We start from the raw sequence: 24,879 nt of genomic DNA on the forward strand, positions 1-24,879 counted from the left end.
ACACGGCTGGGGCTGTCAACGGTTATCGATGCAGTGCGGATTCTTGGAAAGCCTCTCCTAAAACGATTTTCTTTTGCACAAAAGACTTGACAGGGACGTAGCGGACAGGGCTTAATGTTCCGCCTTAAAGGTTTAGATTGCCGCGCGACACAAGCGCAGTTCGGCCGGCCCCCGGAATTGAACTTGGAACATTGCCAGAGCTCGAAGCCTGTGAATAGCTCTTACGCTTGCAACCGGCTCCGCAAGAAAGCTTCGCACCCCACTCGGCACCCAAGGCAGTTCTTGGTAGTCCGCCACAAATGCAATTGTTGGAAGTGCGTCGGCAGCATGCAGGCAATTGAAAACCATTTGGAGGGACTGTGAGAAAAGCGATTACCTATTTCAGTATCGTGAGTGTGGCCCTTCTCCTCATGCAGCGGCCAACCCATGGTCAAACGATAACCGGTTCGTTGAGCGGCACGGTCACAGACCCGACTGGCGCGGTTGTGGCCGGTGCGCAAGTCACGCTCATGAATGAAGCCACGGGCTCAAACAGCACTGCAAAATCCAATGGTTCCGGATTCTTCAGCTTCCCCGCGCTGCTCCCGGGCACATACGACTTAACGGTGTCCTCCAGCAGCTTTTCCACATATAAGTTGACCGGCATCACGCTTTCCGAGCACGAGAGCCGGACAGTTTCAAACATCATGCTAAAGCCCGGATCGGAGGCGCAGGAAATCACGGTCACTGAGGTCGCCACGCCGGTCCCGGTCGATTCAGGCGCCAGCAGCACCACCTTGAACAACACGATGGTGAGTCAGATGCCCATCCAGGGCCGTGATGCAGCGGAGTTGATCCGCTTGATGCCTGCAATGGCGATGAACAGCGGCCTCGGTCAGAGTCAATGGAACAGTGCCACCACACAGATCAATTCCGGCCCGATTGGGAACTTCTCCGCAAATGGCACCCAGCCGTATGGCGGCATGCAGTTGATCATGAATGGCTCCGTCATCACGGACGCTGGTAATCAGGGAACCCAGATTGCGAATGTCAACCAGGACATGACTTCCGAGTTGACGATTCAGAACTCATCGTTTGACGCCGAGTACGCTCACGGACCGGTCACGGTAAGCGCCACCGGTAAGCAAGGCACCAGGGACTTTCATGGAGAAGCCTATGGCTATGCGCGCAATGGCAGCTTGAATGCCAACAACTCATTCTTTAATGCCAACAATGTCAAGAAGCCGATCGACCACTACTGGTATCCCGGCGGCAACCTCGGTGGCCCGATCATCCTCCCGGGCACGAGCTTCAACAAGAATCACGACAAGGCATTCTTCTTCGTTGGCTTCGAGCGTCTCATGCAGCAATCAGCGGGAACGCTCCACAAGTACATCGTGCCCACCTCGCAGTGGATGGCGGGCGATTTCACCGCGGCCTCTATGGCGCCTTATTCAGCGAACTACGGCACAAACGAATTCCCCTGTGATGCAGGTGCAGTGGGAGCGAGCAATTACGGAAAGTTCTGCCAGGGCGCCATCGATGCCAGCCAAATTACGCTGTATGGTCCGGGTGGGGTTGCCTATTCTCCGGCTGCGTACGATGCCGCGGTTGCAGCCAACATCGCAGACTCGAAAGCAAATCCTCTTCCTACCGTTACGGGCAGCAGAATTTCTCCCAGCATCATTGATCCTAACGGGCAGATCCTGATGAAGCTGCTGTCGGGGGCGCCTGGACTGCAATCCATTGATCCAAATGCAAATTGCAGCGGCAGACCGTGTGGCTTTAACTCCCAGTTTTTGGACAATCCTCCCGTTAACGGCAACCAGCTAACTCTCCGTGGCGATGTCAACATCACGGAAAAAATGAAAGCATTTGCGAGTCTGACTCGGCAGACCGAAGGCGATATCAACAACATCGGTCTGTGGTGGTGGGCTGGCGATGCAGTGCCTTATCCGTCCCAAACCCCAGCCAATCAACTCAGTCGTGCCTGGAGTGTAGGAGTCACGAACACGCTCAGCAATACGATGGTGAATGAGGCGACGTTCGGCTATGCGTATTTCATCAACCCAGTTACATTAGCCAATCCGAAGGCAGCCGATCCCGCTACCTATAACTACAACGTCAAAACGCCCTTCCAGCAGCCAGTGGCGCAGATTCCAGACATCGTCAGTTGGTGCTGCTCGCCCGGAGGCGGCAACTCAGCAAACTCGGCCACGGCAGCCGGATTCGGAGCGTCCTCTTTCGGAACAAATCCGAAATGGTACGGTAACGCGGCAGGCAAGGACAGCTACACACCGGATTTTGCCGACAACTTCAGTTGGGTGAAGGGCCGCCATAGCATGAAGCACGGCTTCTTCTGGGCTCGTTACGCCAACGTGCAAACCGAAGGCGCCTGTTGCGGCGGCGGAACGGTCGGACAGTGGGAATTCGATCCGTGGAACTCCACTGGAACAGGCAACTTATATGCCGACATGCTGCTGGGCCGCGCAGTAAGTTATACCCAGGCCGGCAGTAACTTCACTGACAATGTCCGCTACAGCGAAATCAGCTTCTACGACCAGGACAAGTGGCAAATCCACCCACGCGTAACGCTGAGTTATGGCATACGTTTTGAACACGAGGGTCAATGGGCGCCCACCAATGAAAACCAGGGGATCATGGTATGGGATCCCAGCAACTCGATCCAACCTTACAGCAAGACCAGCACCAATCCTCTTGCTGGGTTCGTCTGGCACGGCATAGATCCGAGCATTCCTCTTTCAGGTTGGTCCAGCAAGCCGCTCAATGTTGATCCGCGCGTGGGGGTAGCATGGGACATCTTTGGGACAGGTCACACAGTGTTGCGCGGAGGCTTTGGTGTTTATCGCTTCCAGGTCGCTTATAACAGCGTGACCGCCGGTGGCATGTTGGATGCTCCACTGGGTCTGAAGAACTTCACCAGCAATTGCACTTTTAGCTCACTTGCTTCTCTGGGAGCTTGCGGGGCTGCCGCAGCAGGCGCCAGAAACACAACCAACTACGGCGGTATGCTCGCCGGTGATGACGCAACGCCTTATACGCAAACCTGGAACGTAATCATTGACCAGCAGGCTCCCTGGCGTTCCCATTTTGAAATCCAGTATGTCGGCAATCGCAGCCGCGATCTGCTGATTTCTCCAAACGGCAACGGCGGCATAGGTCTTGCGCAGATCAATTACGTTCCGGTAGGTGGGCTTTTCAAGCCCGATCCCGTGACAGGAATTACGTACTTCTGTCAGGGTGCGGCAAGCGCGACTTGCGATAATGGCGCTCCCCCATCCAGCGCAATACCAGACTTCCGCCCCTACGACTACGGCAATGGCCTGTATGCGCTGCGCCACGGCAGCTACTCCAATTACAACGGTCTGGTAGTGCAGTGGATGAAGCAGACAGGACCCGCAGTCTTCAATCTCAATTACACCTGGAGCCATACTCTAGGAATCCGTGACGGCAACAATGACAACGGTCAGGGTGCGGGCGCTTCGGTTGATGCGTTCAACCTGCGGAACAACTATGGCACTCTCGCCTACAACAGGTTCCACGTGTTTAATGCCTCGTATGTGCTCAGTCTGCCGAGCCCAATCCATGAAAATGCGTTTTTCGGCCAGGCTGTAAACGGATGGAAAGTCTCCGGCATTCTGCAACTGCAGAGCGGACCCCCGCTTCAACCATTGACCAACGGAACGTTGAACATTGGCTACCCGGGCGGCGTCAGCAATCAGAGCATCCTTGGCACCGATGGCATGGTGCTTGAACCGTACCTGACCTGTGATCCAAGAAACGGTGGCGGGAAGTTCTTCAATACGAGCTGCTTCACAGTTCCCACTACTCGCGGAACGAATGGCCCGACCGTTTGGCCTACGATCGTTGGTCCGGCATACTTTGACACTGATCTAGGTGTCTACAAGGACTTCAGAGTGACTGAACGCCAGAAAGTTGAATTCCGGCTTACGGCGTTCAACATTCTCAACCACCCGAATCAGCAGTTCGGGCTAGGCAGTGACGTGAATCTGAGTTTGGGCTGTCCGTCTGGTCAGACGTGCACGTCGGCTTCTCAATTCGTTAACACGAACTCCAAAACCACTGGTACTCCGCTGTATTCATACGGCAACAGAACGGTCGAGCTTGCTTTGAAGTATTCGTTCTGACGGGGGTGTTCGAAACGAGTCATGGCAAAGGGGATGGTTAGCGCCATCCCCTCTTTTTCGATATTGTGTCGCATAGAGAGCTGATGCGCGTCTGGTCCTCCCGATTCTCTCTTCCTCTATCGCGGCGTACAGCCATCGCACTGCTGGGTGGCGCGCTCTTGGCATTCCCATTTCGACACTTGTTGAATGCCGACACTGCTCCATCCCCGACGCCCACGATCAAATTCGAACTGCAGACGCTCCCGTTCCAAGTTGAAACTGATGAAACGCTACAGAGTCCGCATGAGCCCTCCACCATGGCCGGCGGAGTCGCCGTCTTCGACTACAACAAAGATGGTCGTCCCGACATTTTCTTCACCAACGGCGCAAACATAGCCACGTTGAAGAAAGATTCGCCGAAATATTCCAATCGACTCTTTCGGAATGACGGCAATGGCAAATTCACTGAGGTCACAAAGCAGGCAGGCTTGTCTGGAACCGGATATGACATCGGCGTCGCGGTTGCCGATTACGACAATGATGGCTATCCCGACATTTTCCTGTGCGGAGTTCACGGTCGCACTCTGTACCACAACAACGGAGATGGCACTTTCACAGATGTAACAAGAAAGGCGGGACTGGATGGATGGAACGATCCGGAATACGGGCCGCTTTGGTCTATTGCCGCTGCATGGGTCGACGTCAATAACGATGGCTTGCTGGATCTGGTCGTCATTAACTATCTGCAATGGGACTACGCAAAGGAGCCGCTGTGCGGAGTAGAAGGCCGATGGGACTACTGCAGTCCCAATTTCTACAAAGGCTCGCCCAGCCAGCTATACCTGAATAAAGGTAATGGCAAATTCGAGGATGTGTCTGAAGCGTGGGGTCTCCGGAAATCCGTGGGCAAAGGCATGGGTATCGGTGTGGCCGACTATGACCTCGATGGCAAGCAGGACCTATTTGTTACAAACGACATCTACTACAACTATCTTTTTCACAACACCGGAAAGAAGTTTGAAGAGGTCGGACTGCAGGACGGAGTCGCGTTGGTGGAAGGAGGGAATTTCATTTCGGGAATGGGTGTGGATTTCCGCGATATCAACAACGACGGATATCCAGACATAATTACGGTCGCTCTCAATCACCAAACATTCCCGATTTGGCGTAACGATCAGGGTCGCGGTTTTAACGAGATCACGATCTCGAGTGGGATGCGGAATCTGAGCGCGTCGATGGGCGGCTGGGGGCCTGGACTATTCGATTTTGACAATGATGGCTGGAAGGACCTCTTTGTCACGCGCGGTCACGTTGAGGCACGTGCAAAGCCGGGCATGGAAATCGAGCAGTACAACTCAGTATTTCGCAACCTGGGTACGTCAGGTAAATGGGAAGGGCTAACCGTGGAAGCTGGACTTACTGCCGCATCTCCTGCAAGACATCGTGGCTGTGCCTTCGGCGATTTCGATGGCGACGGCAGGGTTGATGTAGTCAGCACTGCACTCCTAAGGCCGGCCGAGATTTGGATCAACCGCACAGAATCGTCGGGACATTGGCTCGACGTTTCGCTTCGAGGAAAGAGGAGCAATAGAGATGGTATTGGTGCAGCAATAAAGGTTGTCACAAAAACGGCTGTTCAGTTCAATCACATGACGAGTAGTGTGGGATACGCGTCATCGAGTCTTGGCCCGGTCCATTTTGGTTTGGGCAATGAAAAACAGGCGGATTCTGTTGAAATTCGGTGGCCTTCAGGCCTCGTGCAAACCTTACACAAGATCGCCGGCGACCGTGTTCTTACTGTGGATGAACCTGCGGAGTGATCACGTGAGCCTCTGCCCGACGCTTGCGCTCTTGCTCTCTCAGTTGATCCACGATGGCTTTTTCGCGATCACCGTCGGCTGGCCGCTTCAGGCGATAGTAGAGCGCCGCTAATTCGATGTGAGGCGAGAGCCACTGCGGGTCTCGATGCTCCGCAGCCTCAAGGTCGGATAGCGCGGCTGTTGCGTTCCCCTGTGCCTTTTCAATTCTTGCAAGGTGGTAAAGCGCTCCGGATGAATTCGGCTGCGATTCCAGCGTTTGCTTGAGTTGCTGTCGGGCCGCCTTGAGATCGCCGGAATCGATGAGTGCACTGGCAAGGTGAATACGCAAATCGGACTCCTTGGGATTGAGTTCGAGTGCTTTCCGATAGTTTTCCGCCGCCGTTTTGGCATTGCCGGCGTAATCGGCGATCATGCCAAGGATCGTGTATGCCGCTGAGGATTTTGGATTCAGGTGCAGGAGCGCTTCGGCATCGCGCTTCGCTTCGGCAAAGAAAGTCAGACTGAGGTAGGACTGGGCAGCAAGTTGGTAGGCTTCTTGACTGTCTCTCTTTTCGGCTACTTTTTGAACGCGTGCCACGCCCTCCAGGTGGTGGCCACTGCCAATCAGCGCTTTTCCTAGCACCCAGTCGAGATCCAAATTGTCCGCGTTCGTCTTCTCCAGCGGTTCCAGAATAGAAACGGCTTGCTCAGGCCGGCCGAGTTGCACGTCGCAGTCACTCAGCAACGTTGCCACTCGTATATCGTTCGAATCCTGTTGATGAAGCAGAGCAAACTGATCCGCCGCTCCTGCGAAGTCGTGTTTTTTGTAGTAAGCGAGGCCTAGATTAAGAACAAGCAGAGGAGTGTTTGGCGCTTGGTGGAGCGCCAGACGATATTCCGCGATGGCTTCGTCGTAGCGTCCTAAAGAAGCAAGCACCACGCCAAGATTGGCATGAGCCGCCACTATTTCAGGGTGAAGCCGAACCAATTGCTGATACTTCTTGAGTGCGAGCGCGTTGTCTCCCCCCTGCTGCGCTTGCTCTGCTTCATGGAAGAGCTCTTGTGGACTGACCTGCTGACCGTCGGCAAAACAACCAGACATCAAGATTATGGCTGCGATCAGCAAACGGCGCATTTGCCAGCAGTATAGCTTGGGTAACCGGAACTATGGCGCTGAGGCGAATCGAGCGGCTCTTAACATCGCGCATTCTTCTCGTACCAACCACGAGCTCAAACGCCGGAGCGAATGTGGTTTTCAGGTGGCGTTTTGGTTCTCGGCGGGAGGTGTCGCGGTGTAGGTAGGTTCCAACCGGTCACGCTCGGAAGAAAAATCTTGACAACGAATCCTCCTATGCAGCTTAATTACGCCCGACCGCCGCTACTAAATCGATTTGTTGGAAACTGCAGGCGGACTGAGGGCCGTGGGGAGTTAAAGAAAGCGGCCAAGCCATTAGCTTTACCGGCTAGCTAGTTCACTTCTCGATTGGAGGGTTGTATGCGCACAAGCGCACGCGTGCTGTCGCTCATCGTTTCCGTTCTTCTGACGGGCTCCGTCCTTTACGCACAGAAAACCAGCGGCACGATTACCGGAACTGTGACGGACCCAACCGGGGCTGCCATCGTCGGGGCATCGATCACTGCCACAAACGTCGGCACTGGAGCGATGCGTCAGGCGACGGCAGATGCTCAGGGAAACTACACGTTTGCTGATCTGGATCCGGGCATATACACCATTAGCGTCAAGAACTCCGGATTTAAGGAATACAAACAAAGCAACGTCGTTTTGAATGTGGCCAGCACTCGACGTGCGGATGCCAAGCTGACCCCCGGCGGAACGATGGAAGTCGTTAACGTCGAAGCGAACGCAATTCAGGTACAGACCGATAGCGCAGCGCTCGGGGAGGTAGTCGACGGCCAGCAAGTGCGCGAGCTGCCGCTCAATGGGCGTAGCTTTGTAGAGCTCACCCAATTGCAGCCTGGAGTTTCCGCCGCCAACAATTTCTCGACGATCAACAAGGGCCTACTCGCCGGAGTGGATTTCTCCGTCAACGGAAATCCAACCACTAACAATCTGTTCTTGGTCGATGGAGCTAACAATAACGATGTGGGTTCGAACCGGACTATCCTGGTCTACCCGTCTCTGGATGCTATTTCCGAATTCAAAATGCTCCGCAACTCTTATGGCCCGGAGTACGGAGATGCGTCAGGAGCAGTGGTCAGTATCGTTACCCGCGGAGGAACAAACGCGTTTCACGGCTCGGTGAGCTACGACGGCCGCAACGATTTCCTGAACTCAGACGAATACTTTGCTGCACGGCATGAAGCAGCGGTCCGTGCGCAGGGGTTGAACTTGCCCAATAATGGCAAGGACGAGCTTCGCCGCAATGATCTCGGATTAGCTTTGGGTGGTCCGATAAAGAAGGACAAGCTGTTTTTCTTCTACAGCGAAGAACTCAATCGAGAGATTCGCGGCTACACTCGCGAAAACTGCGTGCCTTCGGCAGCGGAAAGAGCCGGAGATTTTAGTGGGACACTTAATTGCGGTGCGACTCAGCCCAATCTTTTGCCTGCGGATCAAGCTGCAGGCAATCCGTTCAAGCTCGCTAATCCGAGCCCGGTCGGTTTGTTGATTGCGCAGGAGCTTCCTCTGCCGAACGTCACTCCATCGGCCGCAACGGGAGGAAATAACTGGTTTGCTTCCTTAGGATCGCCTCTCTATTACCGGCAGGAAAATGCTCGCGTCGATTGGAACATCACTCCGAAGAACGCAGCCACCTTCCGCTACACGCAAGATCACTGGTGGAACGATTTCCCCAACGATGCTCCATCGGGTCTGTGGGGAGAAGATCCGTTCCCGGCGATTGAAGGAAATTGGAAGCAACCCTCGAAGAGCGCGGTAGCAAAGCTGACGTCTAGCGTTACCAATACGCTCGTCAATGAGGCGCAATTCTCGTATTCCGGAAATGCGATTATCACGACTGTCGGAGGAGACAATCCGGGCTTGGCTGCGCAAATGAACCAGGCGATTCCGACTGTCTTTCCGAAGAGCGGGAAACTCGCGGGAGGAACGCCAACCTTCTGGGGTGGTGCGTTCGCTCCCTATGCCAACTTCGGGGCTCCAAACATTTGGTCAATCGCTCCGTATGGCAACAACATGGACCTGTACGCTATCCGCGATGACGTGTCGAAGGTTCATGGAAATCACGTCTATAAAGCTGGCGTGTACCTCAGTTATAACTCCAAGAACGAAGATCAATACGGAGGACAGGATCAACCAGTATTCGGCTCAGCCCAAGATTGGGCGGTAACGCGCGGAACCGGAAATGCTCTCGCTACGCTGCTAAGCCCGTCATCCGTCTTCACGAACGTGGCGGAGCAGGACATTAATCCAACCGACCAGGGCCGTTGGCGCGATTACGAGTTCTATGTAGGCGACACGTGGAAAGCCACACGCAATCTGACGCTCGACTACGGCTTCCGCTGGTCGTTCCTGCGTGAGCCCTATGCAGCGGATGGGCGCATGGCATCGTTCAGCCTCGCAGCCTACGATCCCAGCAAACCGGCTTCGGATCTCTGCAATGGAGTAGTCATTGTTCCCGGTACGAACTTCTGCAGCGCCGCTAATCAGAAGTACGGGACCGCCTTCAGCTCTGGAACTCCTGGAGTGAACAACGCTCTAGTAAGCAACAATGATCATGACATCGCACCTCGTCTTGGCATCGCCTGGGACATCTTTGGAAATGGAAGGACAGCGATCAGGACCGGCGTCGGACAGTTCTATCAGCGCGAGCGCGTAAGCCCACAAGTAGGACTGAACAATACGGCTCCGTTCGCTCTCACGGCAACGCTTAACCGGCCACTGGATTCGGCGCCGGCTTTGACTCCCGCGATCCTAGGCGGCTCGGGGGCGCACGGCAAAGATCCGCGTGGCGTGACACCAAATTCCTGGCAGTGGAATTTCTCGGTCGAGCAACAGTTGGCTAGAGATACCTCCCTGGAATTGGCGTATGTCGGGAACCGTGGCATTCACCTGACCAGCTACTACGATCTGAATCAAGTCCCGCTGGCGAGTCGCGTGCAAGCGGCGTTTCTCACCGATGCGGGTGCCGTGAACAAACTGCGCCCTGCTGCCAACTATGGCACCATCAGCTTCTTCAGCCGGAATGGCGATTCTTATTACGACGCCTTGCAGGTGTTGCTCCGGTCACGGTTGGGGAACCATTCGAACTTGCAACTCTCTTACACTTGGTCCCATTCCATCGCCACGTTTGCCTTGGATGATTCGTCGGGTGGCATCAACCCTCCGGCGTTCACTGACCTTACCAACACGCGCCTGGATCGTGGAAACTCGACCATCAATCGTCCGAACATTTTCGTGGCCAATGCAGTGTTCTATCTGCCGAAGCTGACCGATGCGAACGGCTTTGTGAAGAGCACGTTGGGCGGCTGGGAATTCAATACCATCACCACCGCCGAGCAGGGCAATTCGACGACAATCTTTGCAACCACTCCTAGCGACCTCGGTGGAACCAAACTGGGCAGTCTCTCGGGAACCGGCTACACGAACAACCTTCGTCCTGACGTGGTTCCTGGTGTCTCTTGCACTTCCGGGAGAAATGGCGATCAGATTTTCAATCCGGCAGCTTTCACCTTTACCGGATTTAGGTTCGGCACGATCGGGAACGCTCCTCGTGGCGCTTGCCTGGGTCCGAATAACGTGGATTTCGATCTTGCGTTGTACAAGAACTTCCAGCCCCTTGAAAAGCTGCGCGTGCAATTCCGTCTGGATGCCTTTAACGCCTTCAATCATCCCAACTTCAGGGGTGATCTGATCAACACGACATTCGGCAGCGGTTATAACATTGCTTGCGGGAATGCGCCGTGCAGCCCAACAAATAACCTGATTACAAACACGACGTTTACAGGAAACAATACTTTTGGTCAGTCCACGCTGACCAAAGGTGGAAGGGAAATCCAATACGGAATCAAATTCATCTTTTGATTCTTGGAAACTCACGGCGGGACTTGACCTTCCAAGTCCCGCCGTTTATTTTTGATTCACTCTCCAGGAAATACTTGGCTGTGCACCCCGAGCCGTATAGGCCCTCTCTTTCGACATCGCACTTTTTGGATCTGTCGTTCTCGACGTTATTCACCGTTCTTTTCATCTTGATCGTGGTGCCCTGCGCCGCCACGCAGCACGCTGGGACCTCGGCGAAACCCGCACCTTCCAACCCACATGTTTCTGCCTCGGCAAGCGGCCAAACTCCCACAAGTGCTCAGTTACAGGCAGAGTTGGACAACCGACTTGCAGCTTCCAAAGCTGCGCTTCAGAGCGGCGATCCAAAATTGATCAACGGGGCAGCCGAGAGAGTGATTGCTTTTGGACTGCAACAAATCGGAGAGCTGCGGATGGTTGAAGGCGCATTTTCCCAAGCTGTCGATCTTTATCAGCAATCGACATCGTTTGAAGATGTTCCTTATAAGCACCTGCGTTTGGCCTTGGCCTATCTACAACTCAAGAAACCGGATGACGCATTGGGAGAAGCTGAGAAGGTTTTATTTTCAGAGCCGGGAAACGCAATTGCCTGGCGCCTTGAAGGCAGCGCGTGGATGCAGCAGAAGCAGTACGACCGGGCGGCAGAAGCCTTGGCGCATTCACTCAAGCTCCGCGGTGATACAGAAACCGCTTACAACCTCGCGATCTGCTTTCTCGCCGCAAAGAAGAAGGACAGGGCGGAATTGGTCTTCCAGGACATCGCCAAGAACTTGGGAAACACCGGCAACGTCCATCTGATGTTCGGTCGCGCCTACCGCGAGCAGGACTATCCGGACGATGCTGAGCGTGAGTTCCGTAAAGCAATCGCTATCGATCCCAGCGAACCGCATGCGCACTACTTCCTCGGACTGCTGTTGCTGATGAGAAACGAGTGGGTGCCGACGCCGGAAGTCCGCGCACTATTCCAGCAAGAATTAGAGCTCAACGGCAGGGATTATCTTGCAAATTACCTCCTGGGAATGTTTGCCTCTGGTGAAAAGCAATATGAAGTTTCGGATCGATACTTAACCATCGCGGCCCAAGGATTTTCCGACTGGCCCGAGCCTCCTCTGTATATGGGGCTGAATGCGTATGGACGTGGCGATTACGGAAAAGCCGAGGCCCTTATTCGCAAGGCGATTCAGATTACGGGGAGCAACGAATCCAGAAGCGACTACGACATACGCCGGGGGTACATCGCTCTTGGACGCATCGAGCTCGCGACCGGCAGAAGGGGAGCGGCCGAAGCGGATTTCGCGAAGTCACGGCAACTGCTGGATACCGCGTTAAAAGCCAGCCAGCAGAATGTTTCCAGAATTCTCGCATCCGAAGGTAGCACTCCCGGAATGGGAGCGGTGGTTCCGCTCTTGGAAAAGGGGCAGGAGCAGCAGGCGATTCCGGATGTCTCTTTTGCCAGGGCCTCTGACGAATTCGATCTTTCCAAGGCCAAGCTAAGCAATCAGGAAAAGCAGCAGGCCGAGCAGGAAGAAAAATATTTGCGAACAATTCTTGGCAGCAGCTTCAACGATCTCGGAACCTCGGAAGCGCGCACCGGCGACTATGCAAGCGCATTCGAGCATTTTCGGCAGGCAATCGATTGGGAGGCGGATACGCCGGGAGCCAATCGCAATTTAGGCGTTGCCGCGTTCAAAATTGGGAATTATCAGGCTGCGATCCCAGCATTATCCAACCAGGTGAAAGCAGATCCGAAAGATATTTCGGCGCGCCAGATGCTTGGGCTGACGTACTTCTCAAGCCACGCGTATCGCGAGGCGGCGAGGACATTCTCTTCTTTGAGGGACGCCGCAACGAATCAAACAGGGATCGCTTATCCGTGGGCGGCATCTCTCGCAGAGATCGGCGAGACGCAAAAGTCGGCTGCAATTTTGAACGCACTCGAAACTCGCCAGCTTCCGCCCGATACGCTCTTGCTTGTTGGGCAAACCTGGAGTCAGATCGGCGATTACGCTCGCGCAATCGACGACTTTCATCGTGCCTTAAGTATCGATCCATCCTTGGCAAAGGCCCACTACAATGCTGGGCTTGCCCGCATCTATCAAGGTCGTCCCACAGATGCGGAAGCGGAATTCGAGGCGGAACTCAAACTCTCTCCGGATGACAACGATTCGAAGTACAACTTGGCGTACGCGTATCTGCTCCAGTCAGAGCGCGATAAGAGTGTGGACTTGCTGCGCACGGTAGTGGCGGCGGACCCGGATCACGCCGATGCTCAGTATCAGCTCGGGAAGATTCTGTTGGAAGAAGGGAAGATCGATGAAGCGACTCGGCACTTGGAGCAAGCCGAGCGTGCCGCACCTGAGAAAGATTACATCCACTACCAGCTTCAGGCGGCCTACAGAAAGGCAGCGCGGTTGCAGGATGCCGACAGGGAATTGGCGCTCTACAAGCAGGCTAAAGCCAGAACGGTCGGAAGAAAACTCCCACTATCCTCGGAGTCGGCCCCTCCTCAATGATGATGCCATTCGGAAAGACGTTCACAAGCGTTCTGCTGTTTGCTTTTGCGCTGCTGATGAGTCCATCGCTTACCGGACAGGGTGGTCATCCGACTCCCAGTCCACCTCCTCCCGGAGCAAAGCGTTCCGTTTGCCACGATCGACAAGTTCCGCAGCTTGACGACGTCACGGCCAAATCGGGCATTGAGTTCAAGCACACGGCAGCTCCGGAAAAGAAATACATTTTGGAGTCGATGAGTGGAGGTGTGCTGCTAATTGACTACGATCGCGATGGCTGGCCGGACATCTACTTCACCAATTCTCCAAGCGTGGACATGGCGCTCAAGAATCAAAAGAGCCGAAGCGCCTTGTATCACAACAATCACGATGGGACGTTTACTGACGTCACCGATAAGGCAGGCGTCGGAACTCCGTGCTTCGCGATGGGCGGGGCTGTAGCCGATTACAACAATGACGGCTGGCCAGATATCTACGTGACCTGCTTTGGCGGAAATGTTCTCTATCGCAACAACGGCGACGGCACTTTCAGTGATGTCACCAGCAAGGCAGGCGTAAGAGATGGACGCTGGTCTACGGGGGCGGCGTTCGGCGACTACGACAATGATGGATTTGTCGATCTGATGGTCGCAAATTACGTCGATTTTCGTCTCAACGATCTTCCCGAATTCGGAAGCAGCGCTACCTGCAAGTATGCGGGCATCGATGTACAGTGCGGACCGCGAGGATTAAAAGGCGCCGGCGATTCGCTATTTCACAACAACGGGGACGGCACGTTCTCCGACGTCACCAAGTCTGCGGGAGTGGAAGATGCTGCCGGCTATTACGGCATGGGTGTAGTTTGGGCAGACTTCAACAACTCGGGACGTCCGGACATCTATATCGCTAATGACTCCACTCCCAACTTTCTTTATCGCAATGATGGCCATGGCAAGTTTACCGACATCGGTCTCGAATCGGGAACGGCCGTCAGCGAAGATGGTTCAGAACAGGCTTCGATGGGGATTGCCATTGGCGACTACAATCATTCCGGTCTGCCCTCGATCTATGCCACGAATTTTTCGGGCGATTACGACACTCTATATCGAAATAACGGCAACTACGATTTCAGGGATGTCTCCTACCCGTCGGGTGTTGCACTTCCATCATTACCGTGGGTTAAGTGGGGAACGGCTTTCGTAGATTTAGATAACGATGGCTGGCTCGATTTAATTACAGTAAGTGGTCACGTTTATCCGCAGGTGGAAAGCTCGCCGCAAACCGGCGGTTATAAACAACCGAAAATCTTGAATGTTAATCAGGGCGATGGCACCTTCTGTGATGCTAGCTCACAGGCTGGGCCAGCTCTCCTGGAGAAACGCGTTTCTCGTGGACTCGCAGTGGGGGATCTTTTCAACGACGGCAACATGGATGTCGTAATCGAAGACCTCGATGCGTCTCCGATGCTGTTGCGGAATCGTGGCATTCGTGGACGTCATTGGGTTAGCTTTGAGCTGGCCGGAACAAAGAGCAATCGTGCAGCAATCGGCGCTCGCATTAAGATCGTTGCCGGCGGGACGACACAAACTGATGAGGTTCACAGTGGCGGCAGCTATCTTTCCCAAAACGATCTCAGAATCCATTTTGGGATTGCAGGCGCGACAAGGATCGATTCTGTTGAGATTCGCTGGCCTTCGGGAACCGTGGATAGGTTGAAGGATTTGGCCCCGGATAAGTTCTATAGCATTCTGGAAGGGAAGGGAATTGTTCCTGCAGCAGACATTCGGCCTGCCGCAGGAAAACACAACCCTTGAGACTCTGTTCGACTGAGAGAGCTAGCTTTTCTCCTCAGTGGCGTTAGCACCGTTTATCGCTGAAGTGTGACTACCACGCCAATTGTTCTGGCAGGAACTCCGCAAATAACTCGTCGTAGTACGACTTCAACTGTTTCAAATCGGGCTTCGTGTGGCCTTTGGAGTAAAGGTCGTACGGATTGAACTTCTGCACCCATGGGAGCATTGCCCGATCCTTCTCGTTCTCTAAATGCTTGTAAGCTCCGTGTCGGTGCCAGGGGTAGAAGGAGTGGAAGCGCAACATGTAGAGAGCTTCGTCAGGTAAATACGGCTTCATGACTTCGGCGATGTAGCCATCGTGTCCGAACGACATGTGAACGTTTTCGAGGCCGCAGTTTGGCTCGTAGATTCCGTATTTGGTCTGGTATTCGGGAACCTTTGCGTCGGGATTTGCAGCGAAGTATTCAGGGAAGACTATCTGATCAGACCACGCGCAGCCGACCGGAAATGTATCTCCTACTACTCCCCACTGCGGCTCGCCGTAGAGACACAGGCACTTACCGAGATCGTGTACGAAGCCCACTAGCACCATCCAGCGTGGATGGCCATCACGACGGATGGCTTCGGAGGTCTGGAGCAAATGTTCGAGCTGGGTGAGATCCGTGTCGGGATCGCTGTCATCTACCAGCGTGTTCAGATACTCAGCCGCCTCCCACACACTCTTTTTTCCGCGAGTTAAACCAAAGTACTGCTTCTCTTTTCCAAGCACGTAATCGACGGTCTGATGCTGATGGTTCAGGCGATAGAATTCGGCAACACCAGGGTTCGCCTTCTCGTCATACTGGCGGAACTCCGACTCCGATTTGCCTTCTTTGTAGCGGCCTTGAACGAAGTCCTCCCACTGATCCATGTTGGAAAGCGGTTCAGTGACTGGGCTGGTATTTACGGTGCTCATGCGATCTCTCCCGGAGAATGTACCAAAACGTTTCGATATTTATTGTAGGCCTATTGGTTGTAGCCGCGCCAGAAATTTCCACGCTGTTACGCTTGCTGGTAACTGAAGGTGTAAACTGCCTCTTTTCAATGATCTAGGACACCATTGGACGGAGGACCCTTGCGAACCACACAAGAATGGATGCGGCAAATTGAACTATTGCTTGCAATTCTAATCGGCAGCTTTCTGGCTCCAATGCAGGCGCAAACACCGGAGGCTGCGCCGAACAGTTCTACTCTGCTAGTCGATGTTGATCATCGGCACACAGTCAGCCTCGATGGCGACTGGCACACGATCGTCGATCCGTACGCAACTGGGCTGTATGGCTTTCACGGCAAGCTGCGCGACAACGGCTACTTCAAAAACGAGAAGCAGCAGCCGGGCGGACCTCCGATTGAATATGACTTTTCCAAGTCTCCCGCTTTGCACGTTCCTGGGGATTGGAATACCCAACGCGAGTCGCTCTTTTTTTATGAAGGCCCAATCTGGTACGAAAAAGATTTCGATTTCCAGCATGCGCCGGGGAAGCGCGTCTTCTTTCATGTGGGCGCCGCGAACTATCGCTCTTACGTCTGGATCAATGGCCAGAAGGCGTGCGAGCACGAAGGCGGCTTCACTCCGTTCGATTGCGAGGTAACGAATCTCCTGCACGACGGCGGCAACTTCGCCGTGATTGCGGTCGACAGCACGCGCCTAGCCGATGGTGTTCCTACTCTGCAGACTGATTGGTGGAACTACGGCGGACTCACGCGCGATGTGTCGCTGGTCGAAGTGCCGCAAGCCTTCATCGATGACTACACGTTGCAGCTCAGGCGTGGTAGCAAAACAGAACTAGAAGGCTGGGTGCACGTCGAGGGTGCGGTTCCCGGTGCACAGGTCACGGTTGAGATTCCCGAACAGCGCCTGGCGCAGACGGCAACAACAGGAGGCGACGGTCGCGCCAAAGTTTCGTTCCATGCGGCCAATTTGCAGCTGTGGTCGCCAGAAAATCCCAAGCTGTATCAAGTAACAATTCGCTCTGGGCAGGATTCACTCGAGGACGACATCGGATTTCGCACCATTGAGACTCGCGGCACTCAAATCTTGCTGAATGGCGAACCGATCTTTCTGCGTGGCATTTGCGTGCACGCCGAAGCGCCATATCGCACCGGGCGCGCATATTCAGATGAAGATGCGCGAACGCTTCTCGGCTGGATAAAAGAGCTCGGCGGCAATTACGCGCGCTTTGCTCACTATCCCCATGACGAGCGCATGACGCGTCTCGCCGACAAAACGGGCATTCTTGTCTGGTCGGAGATTCCCACGTACTGGGCTGTGCAGTTTGACAATCCTGCAGTGCTCGCCAAAGCGCAACAGCAATTGCATGAGATGATTCGACGCGATCGGAATAAAGCCTCGGTCATCCTGTGGTCGGTAGCAAATGAAACTCCCAACAATCCAACCCGTACACGATTTCTGGAAACCCTCGTCCGTAATGCGCACGAAGATGATCCCACGCGGCTGGTCACCGCGGCGTTGCTCGTTCGTACCGAAGGCATGAAGAAGATCGTCGATGATCCTCTTGGAGCAGCGCTCGACGTGATCGGCATGAACGAGTACATCGGCTGGTACGAACACAAGCCGGAAGATGCCGACCACACCGAGTGGGACATCCGCTACGAGAAGCCCGTAATCGTGAGCGAATTCGGTGGCGACGCAAAGTACGGCCTGCACGGCTCGCCTGATGAGCGTTGGACGGAAGAGTATCAGGCGAACATCTATCAGCACCAGCTCGTCATGCTGAATCACATTCGCCAGTTGCGCGGCATGAGTCCGTGGATTCTGATGGACTTCCGTTCACCGCGTCGTCCGCTGCCGGGCATTCAGGATTTCTTCAACCGCAAGGGCCTCATCTCGGAACACGGCGAAAGAAAGAAAGCCTTCTACATTCTGCAGAATGCCTATAAGAACAAAACGGTCGGCAAGGCGGATTAATTGATTACCCAACCTAGCAGATTCACGAAGCAAAGCTTTTGGTGAGAGCCTACGCATTTCCCACGCAAAGCCTTTGGCGGAGCCCACGGATTTATCCCTAGGCGAGGCTTTCGCCTCGTTTTAAACGTTGCTCTCGCTTGCGGCTTTAGCCGGGGCGTTTTTGCGATTTTGATCTACATCCCAACAAAACCAAGCCCGCGGCTAAAGCTGCAATTCAATACCTCGACATACGGGCGACGCTAAAGAATCGCCCACGCATAAATCCACCCCAGCAACCGTAGCACCGGCGCTTGCTCGGGACGCGGACATGCGTGGGCTGCCACCAGGATCGCGATTAGCTAAGTGATTTCCCAATCCGATGTCCGACGATTTTGAGCCGCTTAGGCCCGTAACTTCAGGCTAAACTGAGGTACTTACTCCCTTATGGGCCCGCTGCAAATCCGTCCTGGCGACAGGTTGATCAAGAACTACTACGAGAGCCTGCATCAATTCGGACAGCTTGAATTCGACCACGAAGGCGCGGTTCGCAGCGCGTTTCAGGCGCTGCTCGACGGATACGGCAGGCGTCTCGAATGGAAGCTTGTTCCCGAGTATCCGTATAAGAAGGTGCGCGTCGATGGCGCTCTGCTCGATACCTGGAAGCAGCGCCGCGGATTCTGGGAAGCCAAGGACGTAAACGACGACCTGGAAAAGGAAATTCGCAGCAAAATCGAGCGCGGATATCCCACCACCAACATCATCTTCCAGGCGCCGGAGCGCGCGATCCTCTATCAGCGCGGCATGCGCGTCGGGCTCAACGAGAACATCGGCGACGCGAAGAACCTCGTCGAACTGCTCAAAGAGTTCTTCTCCTACAAAGAACCCGAGCACGAGGAATGGGACAAGGCGGTTGACGACTTCAGCGAGCGTCTGCCCGAGATCGCCAAACGCGCCAAAGACCTGATCGACCACGAACGCGTCAGCAACAAGGCCTTCCGCGATCGCTTTGAAGAGTTCTATGCGCTGTGCCGGCGCTCGATCAATCCCAACCTGTCGTTCGAGGCCGTCGAGGAGATGCTCATCCAGCACCTGCTCACCGAGCGCATCTTCCGCCGCGTCTTCCACGCCGAAGAGTTCCGCACGCGCAACGTGATCGCCCAGGAGATCGAGAAGGTCATCTCCTCGCTCACCTCGCGCCACTTCAGCCGCGACGCCTTCCTCTCCGAGCTCGACCGCTTCTACAAGGCGATCGAGCGCAGCGCCGAAGAGAAGAGCGACTACGCCGAGAAGCAGGACTTCCTCAACACCGTCTATGAGCGTTTCTTCCAGGGCTACTCGCCCAAAGAGGCGGACACGCACGGCATCGTCTATACGCCGCAGCCCATCGTCGATTTCATGGTGCGCAGCGTGGAAGACATCCTGAAAAAGGAATTCGGCAAATCGCTTTCGGACAAAGGCGTGCACATCCTCGATCCCTTTGTGGGAACCGGCAATTTCATCGTGCGCATCATGCGCGAGATGAAAAAGAGCGCATTGCCCTACAAGTACGAGAACGAACTGCACTGCAATGAAGTCATGCTGCTGCCGTATTACATCGCCAGCATGAACATCGAACATGAGTACTTCGACAGAACCGGTGAATATCACTCTTTCCCTGGAATTTGTTTAGTTGACACGTTCGAGTTGGCGGAGCTGGACCAAGGGACGCTCGGCTTTATGAGCGAAGAAAACACCGCGAGAGTTCGCAGGCAGAAGGAATCCCCGATTTTCGTGGTTATCGGCAATCCGCCGTATAACACGCAACAAGTTAACGAGAACGATCAGAATAAGAACCGCAAGTACGAGCAGATGGATCGACGTGTACAGGAGACCTATGTTCGCGATTCCAAAGCCTCGTTACGAAACAAACTTAGCGATCCGTATGTGAAAGCATTTCGATTCGCAACCGATAGAATTCGCGACGAAGGAATAGTGTGCTTCGTCTCAAACAACGGCTTCATCGATCAGGTCGCGTTCGACGGAATGAGAAAGCATCTCGCGAAAGACTACAGCCGTATCTACGTCTTGGACCTTGGCGGCAATGTTCGTAGAAATCCGAAGCTCTCGGGAACGACACACAACGTGTTCGGCATTCAGGTTGGCGTTGCAATCACCGTGTTAGTGCGGCATCGCAACCATGAGGGAGGGGTAACCGAAATCGCTTACGCCCGAATGGCTGAGAATTGGCGGCGCGAGCAAAAGTACGCGGAGTTGAATCGATCGAGGGAGGTTTCCGGAGTCAAATGGCAACGTTTAACTCCAGATAGCAACGGCAATTGGCTGACATCCGAGTTTAGTGCTGAATTCCAGGACCTACTTCCGCTAGCCACAAAGGTAAGCAAGAGCACCTCATCTCAGGATAGAACGATCTTCGGGCTGTACTCCCTCGGATTGGTCACCAATCGCGACGCTTACGTTTACGACTTCGACGAGTCAGGGCTTCAACGAAAAGTGAAATTGATGATCCAAGCCTACGAAGAAGCGCTGGGTCAGGCCACGCTGACTCCAAAGCGAGCGCCAGAAGCCTTCGTCAAAGTCGCTGACAAACGTATCAAGTGGACACGTCAAGTTAAAGCAGCCCTCGCCAGAAAAACCGAGTCAAAATTCGACAACAGTAAATTCCGAACATGTCTTTATCGTCCCTATGTAAAAGAAGTTGTGTATTTTGACGATTTCTGGAACGAGGAACAGTATCGGCTTCGCAACATCTTCCCTACTAAAGCTTCAGAAGCAGAAAACCGAATCGTCATAGCAAGCGCGCTTGGTTTCCGTTCGCCTTACACCGCATGCGTCGCAGATTGCATTCCCGAATTGCATTTCGGGGCCAGCACTGATGGCTTCCAGTGCTTCCCCTTCTACAGCTACGACGAAGACGGCGGCAATCGCCGCGAGAACATCACCGACTGGGCGCTGAACGAATTTCGCACACACTACAAAGATCAGAAGATCGGCAAGTGGGATATCTTCCACTACGTCTATGGCGTGCTGCATTCGCCGGAGTATCGCGAGCGCTACGCGGCCAATCTAAAGCGCGAGCTGCCGCGCATTCCATTTGCCTCTGCCGCTACAAATCGTAGTGGCCGACCAAGCGAGGGTTCTCGGCACGCTCCATCTCTACACTCTAGTCCGAGCCCTACAGCATCGAATACCGAGGAATCTGCCCGCATTTACGCGAAATTATCTCCTGAACAAATAAAAAACGTGCTTGAACAGGTCCGCGTTTCGCAGGATGCTGGCGAGCTTCGTTACGTATCACGCGCGGACGAATACGTTTTTTGGGCCTTCGCTAATGCCGGGAAACGCCTCGCCGACCTGCACGTGAACTATGAGAAGCAGCCGGAGTATCGGCTGGAGCGCATCGAGAATCCGAAAGAGAAGCTGAACCTGCGCGTAGAAAAAATGCGCCTCAGCAAAGACAAGAGCCTGCTCATCTACAACAGCTTCCTGACGCTGAAAGGCATTCCGCCGGAAACCTACGAGTACCGATTAGGGAATCGCTCGGCGCTGGAGTGGATCGTCGATCAATACCAGGTCTCCACCGACAAACGCAGCGGCATCACCAACGACCCCAACCGCGAAGACGACCCCGAATACATCCTCCGCCTCATCGGGCAGGTGGTGCATGTGAGTGTGGAGACGGTGAAGATCGTGAAAGCGTTTCCCGGGTTGGGCGTGCCGCAAGCCGCAAGCACCTCCGCCTGACAAAATCGGAGTGGAGATGCAGCGGAGGAAAGAACATTCCACGGATCGAAGAGCGCAATGAGTGCGTTGCCTCGACATATCACTTTCAGCGCAGATTCAGTGCCGGAGGCACGATATGTGAAAGCCCAGGACACAGTCCTGGGGTGCGATTGGTTTTGAAACATGAGTCCCGGAGGGACGACACCTACGCACACTTCGGATTTGAACAAGTTCAAAACATCAAACCGCGGAAAAGCGGAATCCATCGTCCGTAAGCATCGCCTCAATGGTGCCGTCCCTCCGGGACTCAGTCTCAATTCTTGCTGACCCAGGACTTCGTCCTGGGCTTTCACATATCGTGCCTCCGGCACTGAATTCATTGTTTGAGAAATGGCATTTCACAGCCCGTACTTCTTGTAGTACCACTCCCTCGTGAGGCGTACCGGCTCATTTTCTTTTTTCTGCTTTTCCTCCTTCGCTTTTTGTGCTTCCTCTCTGTAATAGGTTTGAATTCCTGATTCCCACAGACGGGTTTTGAGCCAGTTCAATGCTTGCGAGGTTGAGTCGGCCTGGTCGTCGTGTTTCCCGTATGGGAACGTCACCAGTTCGTGGATGTACTGAGCCAGCCACGGCGCTTTCTCCGGCAGATACACGAAGCCGTTTTCGATGGTGCTCGTCACGGTATTCATGCGCGTGATCTTGTCCATGGTGCAGGGATATTTCACGATGCTGTGCATACCCTCGTGAATCAGATCTTGCGCGAGTTGCGTGCCTGAAGACTTGTCTTCAATGAGCACATTCTTCGCTCCCCAGAGATTGGCCTGCTCAACCACTGCGCGTTTCAATTCGGGATATTCCATCTTGCAGCGGAGGACGTGGAGCAAGAAGATTAGGCCGCCTCTCGTGGTGCGATGGCTGCCGCCATTACTCACCCGATCGCTGCCGCGATCGGTACTGACCGGCACTTTGCTTGCAGCCGCCCACCTGATAACGCCCCAGGTTGTGCATACGCTGTAGTCGCTCAGCTCGCTCGCCTTGCTTGCCGTATCCCAACTCTGGAAGACGAAGTCGAAGGTTTGCGGACGATCGGCCTCGGTGTAGGTCTTGAACCAGCGCTGCTTGACCATGCCGCCGCCCATAGGCGCAGGCGACTGCTGATATTGCCCGGTGAAGTGGTACTCGCCCTGAGTTTCGCGTAGTTGATCGAGGATTTCGCGGGGCTCGCGCTCGGCATGGAGCACTTCGCCGGCTCGGCGCGTGTGTGTGATGGGCTCGCCGAAACGATCGACTACATACGTTTCATCTTGCTCCGCGATCGCAGGGAAGCGCACGATGTGCCATTTTGGTTCTATGTCGATAGCCTGGCGGCGCTCGATGTCGAGCAGATGGCCGACGAGATCGTCTTCATGCAGGCGCTGCATCACGACGATGATGCAGCCGGTGAGCTTGTGATTGAGTCGGCTGCATAGCGTGTTGTCGTACCAGTCGTTGACGGCGTTGCGGCGCACGTCAGAGAGCGCTTTATCGGGTTGCAGCGGGTCATCGACGATGATGAAGTCGGCGCCGCGTCCGGTAAGCACGCCTCCGACCGAGGTTGCCTTGCGGCATCCGCGCGCCGTGGTCAGAAAATCGGCTACGGCGCGTTTCTCTGATGAAAGTCGTGTTGCGGGAAAGATGCGCTGATAGAACGGACTGTTGATGAGCGCGCGACAGTCGATGGCGTGCTTGTCGGCGAGGTCTTGCGCGTAGCTGGCGCAGATGATCTGCGCGCTGGGATTGTGGCCCATGATCCAGGCCGGGAATGCGATCGACGCGCAATGCGACTTGAGCGAGCGCGGCGGCAGATTGATGATCAGCCGCTTGATCTCGCCGCGCCGGCAGCGCTCGAGGGCGTCGGCGATGACCTCAATGTGCCAGTTCTCCGCAACGTCGGTCTGAGGATTCAGCTCGACGAAGCTGCGGATGAGAAATGAGTAGAAGTCGCGGCGGAGGACGGGATCGAGTTCTTCGGGAGAGAGATTCATTGGTTTCCTGAAATGGAACGACGAATTGAACACGGAGGACACGGAGGACACGGAGGATCAGGGTGACTTCGAGTCCCGCCAGGTCAGTACCGTTCGCGGTAGCGAATGGGTAGTGAGCGCGTCAGTACTCACCCATCCGTTATCGCGAACGGTACTGACGCGATGTTGACGAGCAGAGGGCAGCTCGGTCCATTGCAGATCCCTATTGCTTGTCCTCCGTGCTCCTCCGTGCCCCCGTGTTCAACCTGAGTGCACTGCGTGATCGATCAGTTGGTTCTCGTCTTAGTACTGTCGAAGCGGCGAAGGAGCATGTTGAGAACCTTTTGGTCTGCGGCCTCCAGCTCGGAAGCGGAGAGTGCGCCGTCAGGGCCTTGCATCGCCTGATTGAAAATCACCAACATACGGAACGCCTGCAAGTCGCCGCCGAGCGCTTGATCAACCAGGCGCCTCACTGATGCTTCCAGTTTGGTAACGGTAATCTTGCTTCCGTCCTCCGCTTCGATCTCTACCAATTCGCTCAAGGTTTTGGTCAACGCGGCCACCAGATTCGGAGTTCCCTTGGGGCGTCCTTTGGGATTGCCTGACTGTCCTTTTTGGAACTGTTTGTCTTTCGGCGGTCTGCAGTATCCGACATCGTTTCTTTTTCGCATCGCTACGTGTGCTCCTGTGGTTTTTCGCCTTGCATTCACTACCTACTTCCGTGCTACTACGAAAAACAATTCAGAGTCAAACGCGATCCGTGGTTCTAAACTGGGAAGGGGCAACCGTGGAATCAATGACTTGCGGAGTTTTGCGAACGACGGATACGATCCGTCGTTCGAAAAAACGGGCACTTCCTCGCGCAGTTTGATTTCCCCTAATTCCCGCATTCTGAAGGGCTAAATCCCGCTTTAGAGGGCCGCAAAATACAGCGTTTTGCGAAAACGGCAGTTCACGTTGGCAATTATTTTTGAGGACCGTGTTTCTTGTGATTGGGCAGGA

General features: G+C 54.6%; 11 protein-coding genes. 7 read left to right on the forward strand and 4 right to left on the reverse strand.

Features of this window, described 5'->3' with window-relative positions:
* The first annotated feature begins 359 nt into the window (after window positions 1-359).
* Window positions 360-4,148 (forward strand): carboxypeptidase-like regulatory domain-containing protein, encoded by a 3,789-nt coding sequence (locus tag VFU50_02140; GenBank protein HEU5231630.1) that lies wholly within the window; start codon window positions 360-362, stop codon window positions 4,146-4,148.
* An 83-nt stretch (window positions 4,149-4,231) separates the two neighbouring features.
* Entirely contained in the window at window positions 4,232-5,947 is a 1,716-nt protein-coding gene (locus VFU50_02145) for a CRTAC1 family protein (GenBank protein HEU5231631.1), read from the forward strand.
* On the opposite strand, the gene VFU50_02150 is transcribed toward VFU50_02145, so the two are convergent.
* The gene (locus VFU50_02150; GenBank protein HEU5231632.1) at window positions 5,922-7,061 is read right to left on the reverse strand and encodes a tetratricopeptide repeat protein; all 1,140 of its coding nucleotides are present in this window, start codon (window positions 7,059-7,061) and stop codon (window positions 5,922-5,924) included. The two genes, VFU50_02145 and VFU50_02150, sit on opposite strands and share 26 nt — an antisense overlap.
* A gap of 360 nt (window positions 7,062-7,421) precedes the next feature.
* Here VFU50_02150 and VFU50_02155 point away from each other — a divergent pair, with 360 nt between their 5' ends.
* From VFU50_02155 to VFU50_02165, 3 genes are all read left to right on the forward strand, one after another.
* A complete protein-coding gene (locus VFU50_02155; GenBank protein HEU5231633.1) occupies window positions 7,422-10,928 on the forward strand; it encodes a carboxypeptidase regulatory-like domain-containing protein in 3,507 nt (1,168 codons plus the stop codon).
* Between the two features lie 293 nt (window positions 10,929-11,221).
* Window positions 11,222-13,438 carry a tetratricopeptide repeat protein gene (locus tag VFU50_02160; protein HEU5231634.1) on the forward strand — a complete coding sequence of 739 codons (2,217 nt, stop codon included), beginning with the start codon at window positions 11,222-11,224 and terminating at the stop codon, window positions 13,436-13,438.
* Window positions 13,435-15,228, forward strand: a complete 1,794-nt coding sequence (locus VFU50_02165; GenBank protein ID HEU5231635.1) for a CRTAC1 family protein — start codon at window positions 13,435-13,437, stop codon at window positions 15,226-15,228. Before VFU50_02160 ends, VFU50_02165 begins: the two co-directional genes overlap by 4 nt.
* 70 nt (window positions 15,229-15,298) lie before the next feature.
* Here the strand turns inward: VFU50_02165 and VFU50_02170 are convergent, their stop codons facing one another.
* Entirely contained in the window at window positions 15,299-16,162 is an 864-nt protein-coding gene (locus VFU50_02170) for an inositol oxygenase family protein (GenBank protein HEU5231636.1), read from the reverse strand.
* A gap of 159 nt (window positions 16,163-16,321) precedes the next feature.
* Between VFU50_02170 and VFU50_02175 the strand changes: the two genes are divergently transcribed.
* Window positions 16,322-18,175: a glycoside hydrolase family 2 TIM barrel-domain containing protein gene (locus VFU50_02175; protein HEU5231637.1), complete on the forward strand. Its 1,854-nt coding sequence runs from the start codon at window positions 16,322-16,324 to the stop codon at window positions 18,173-18,175.
* Between the two features lie 423 nt (window positions 18,176-18,598).
* Window positions 18,599-21,895 (forward strand): type ISP restriction/modification enzyme, encoded by a 3,297-nt coding sequence (locus VFU50_02180; protein HEU5231638.1) that lies wholly within the window; start codon window positions 18,599-18,601, stop codon window positions 21,893-21,895.
* A gap of 377 nt (window positions 21,896-22,272) precedes the next feature.
* Here VFU50_02180 and terL read toward each other — a convergent pair whose 3' ends face one another.
* Both terL and VFU50_02190 read right to left on the reverse strand, forming a co-directional pair.
* Complete coding sequence (gene terL, locus VFU50_02185) at window positions 22,273-23,898, reverse strand: phage terminase large subunit (GenBank protein ID HEU5231639.1); 1,626 nt, start codon at window positions 23,896-23,898, stop codon at window positions 22,273-22,275.
* Between the two features lie 266 nt (window positions 23,899-24,164).
* On the reverse strand, window positions 24,165-24,548 hold the full coding sequence (locus tag VFU50_02190) for a DUF5681 domain-containing protein (GenBank protein ID HEU5231640.1): 384 nt from the start codon (window positions 24,546-24,548) through the stop codon (window positions 24,165-24,167).
* Between the last annotated feature and the right edge of the window lie 331 nt (window positions 24,549-24,879).

The organism is Terriglobales bacterium (assembly GCA_035764005.1).
In the GTDB taxonomy this organism is placed as follows: Bacteria; Acidobacteriota; Terriglobia; order Terriglobales; family Acidobacteriaceae; genus Gp1-AA112.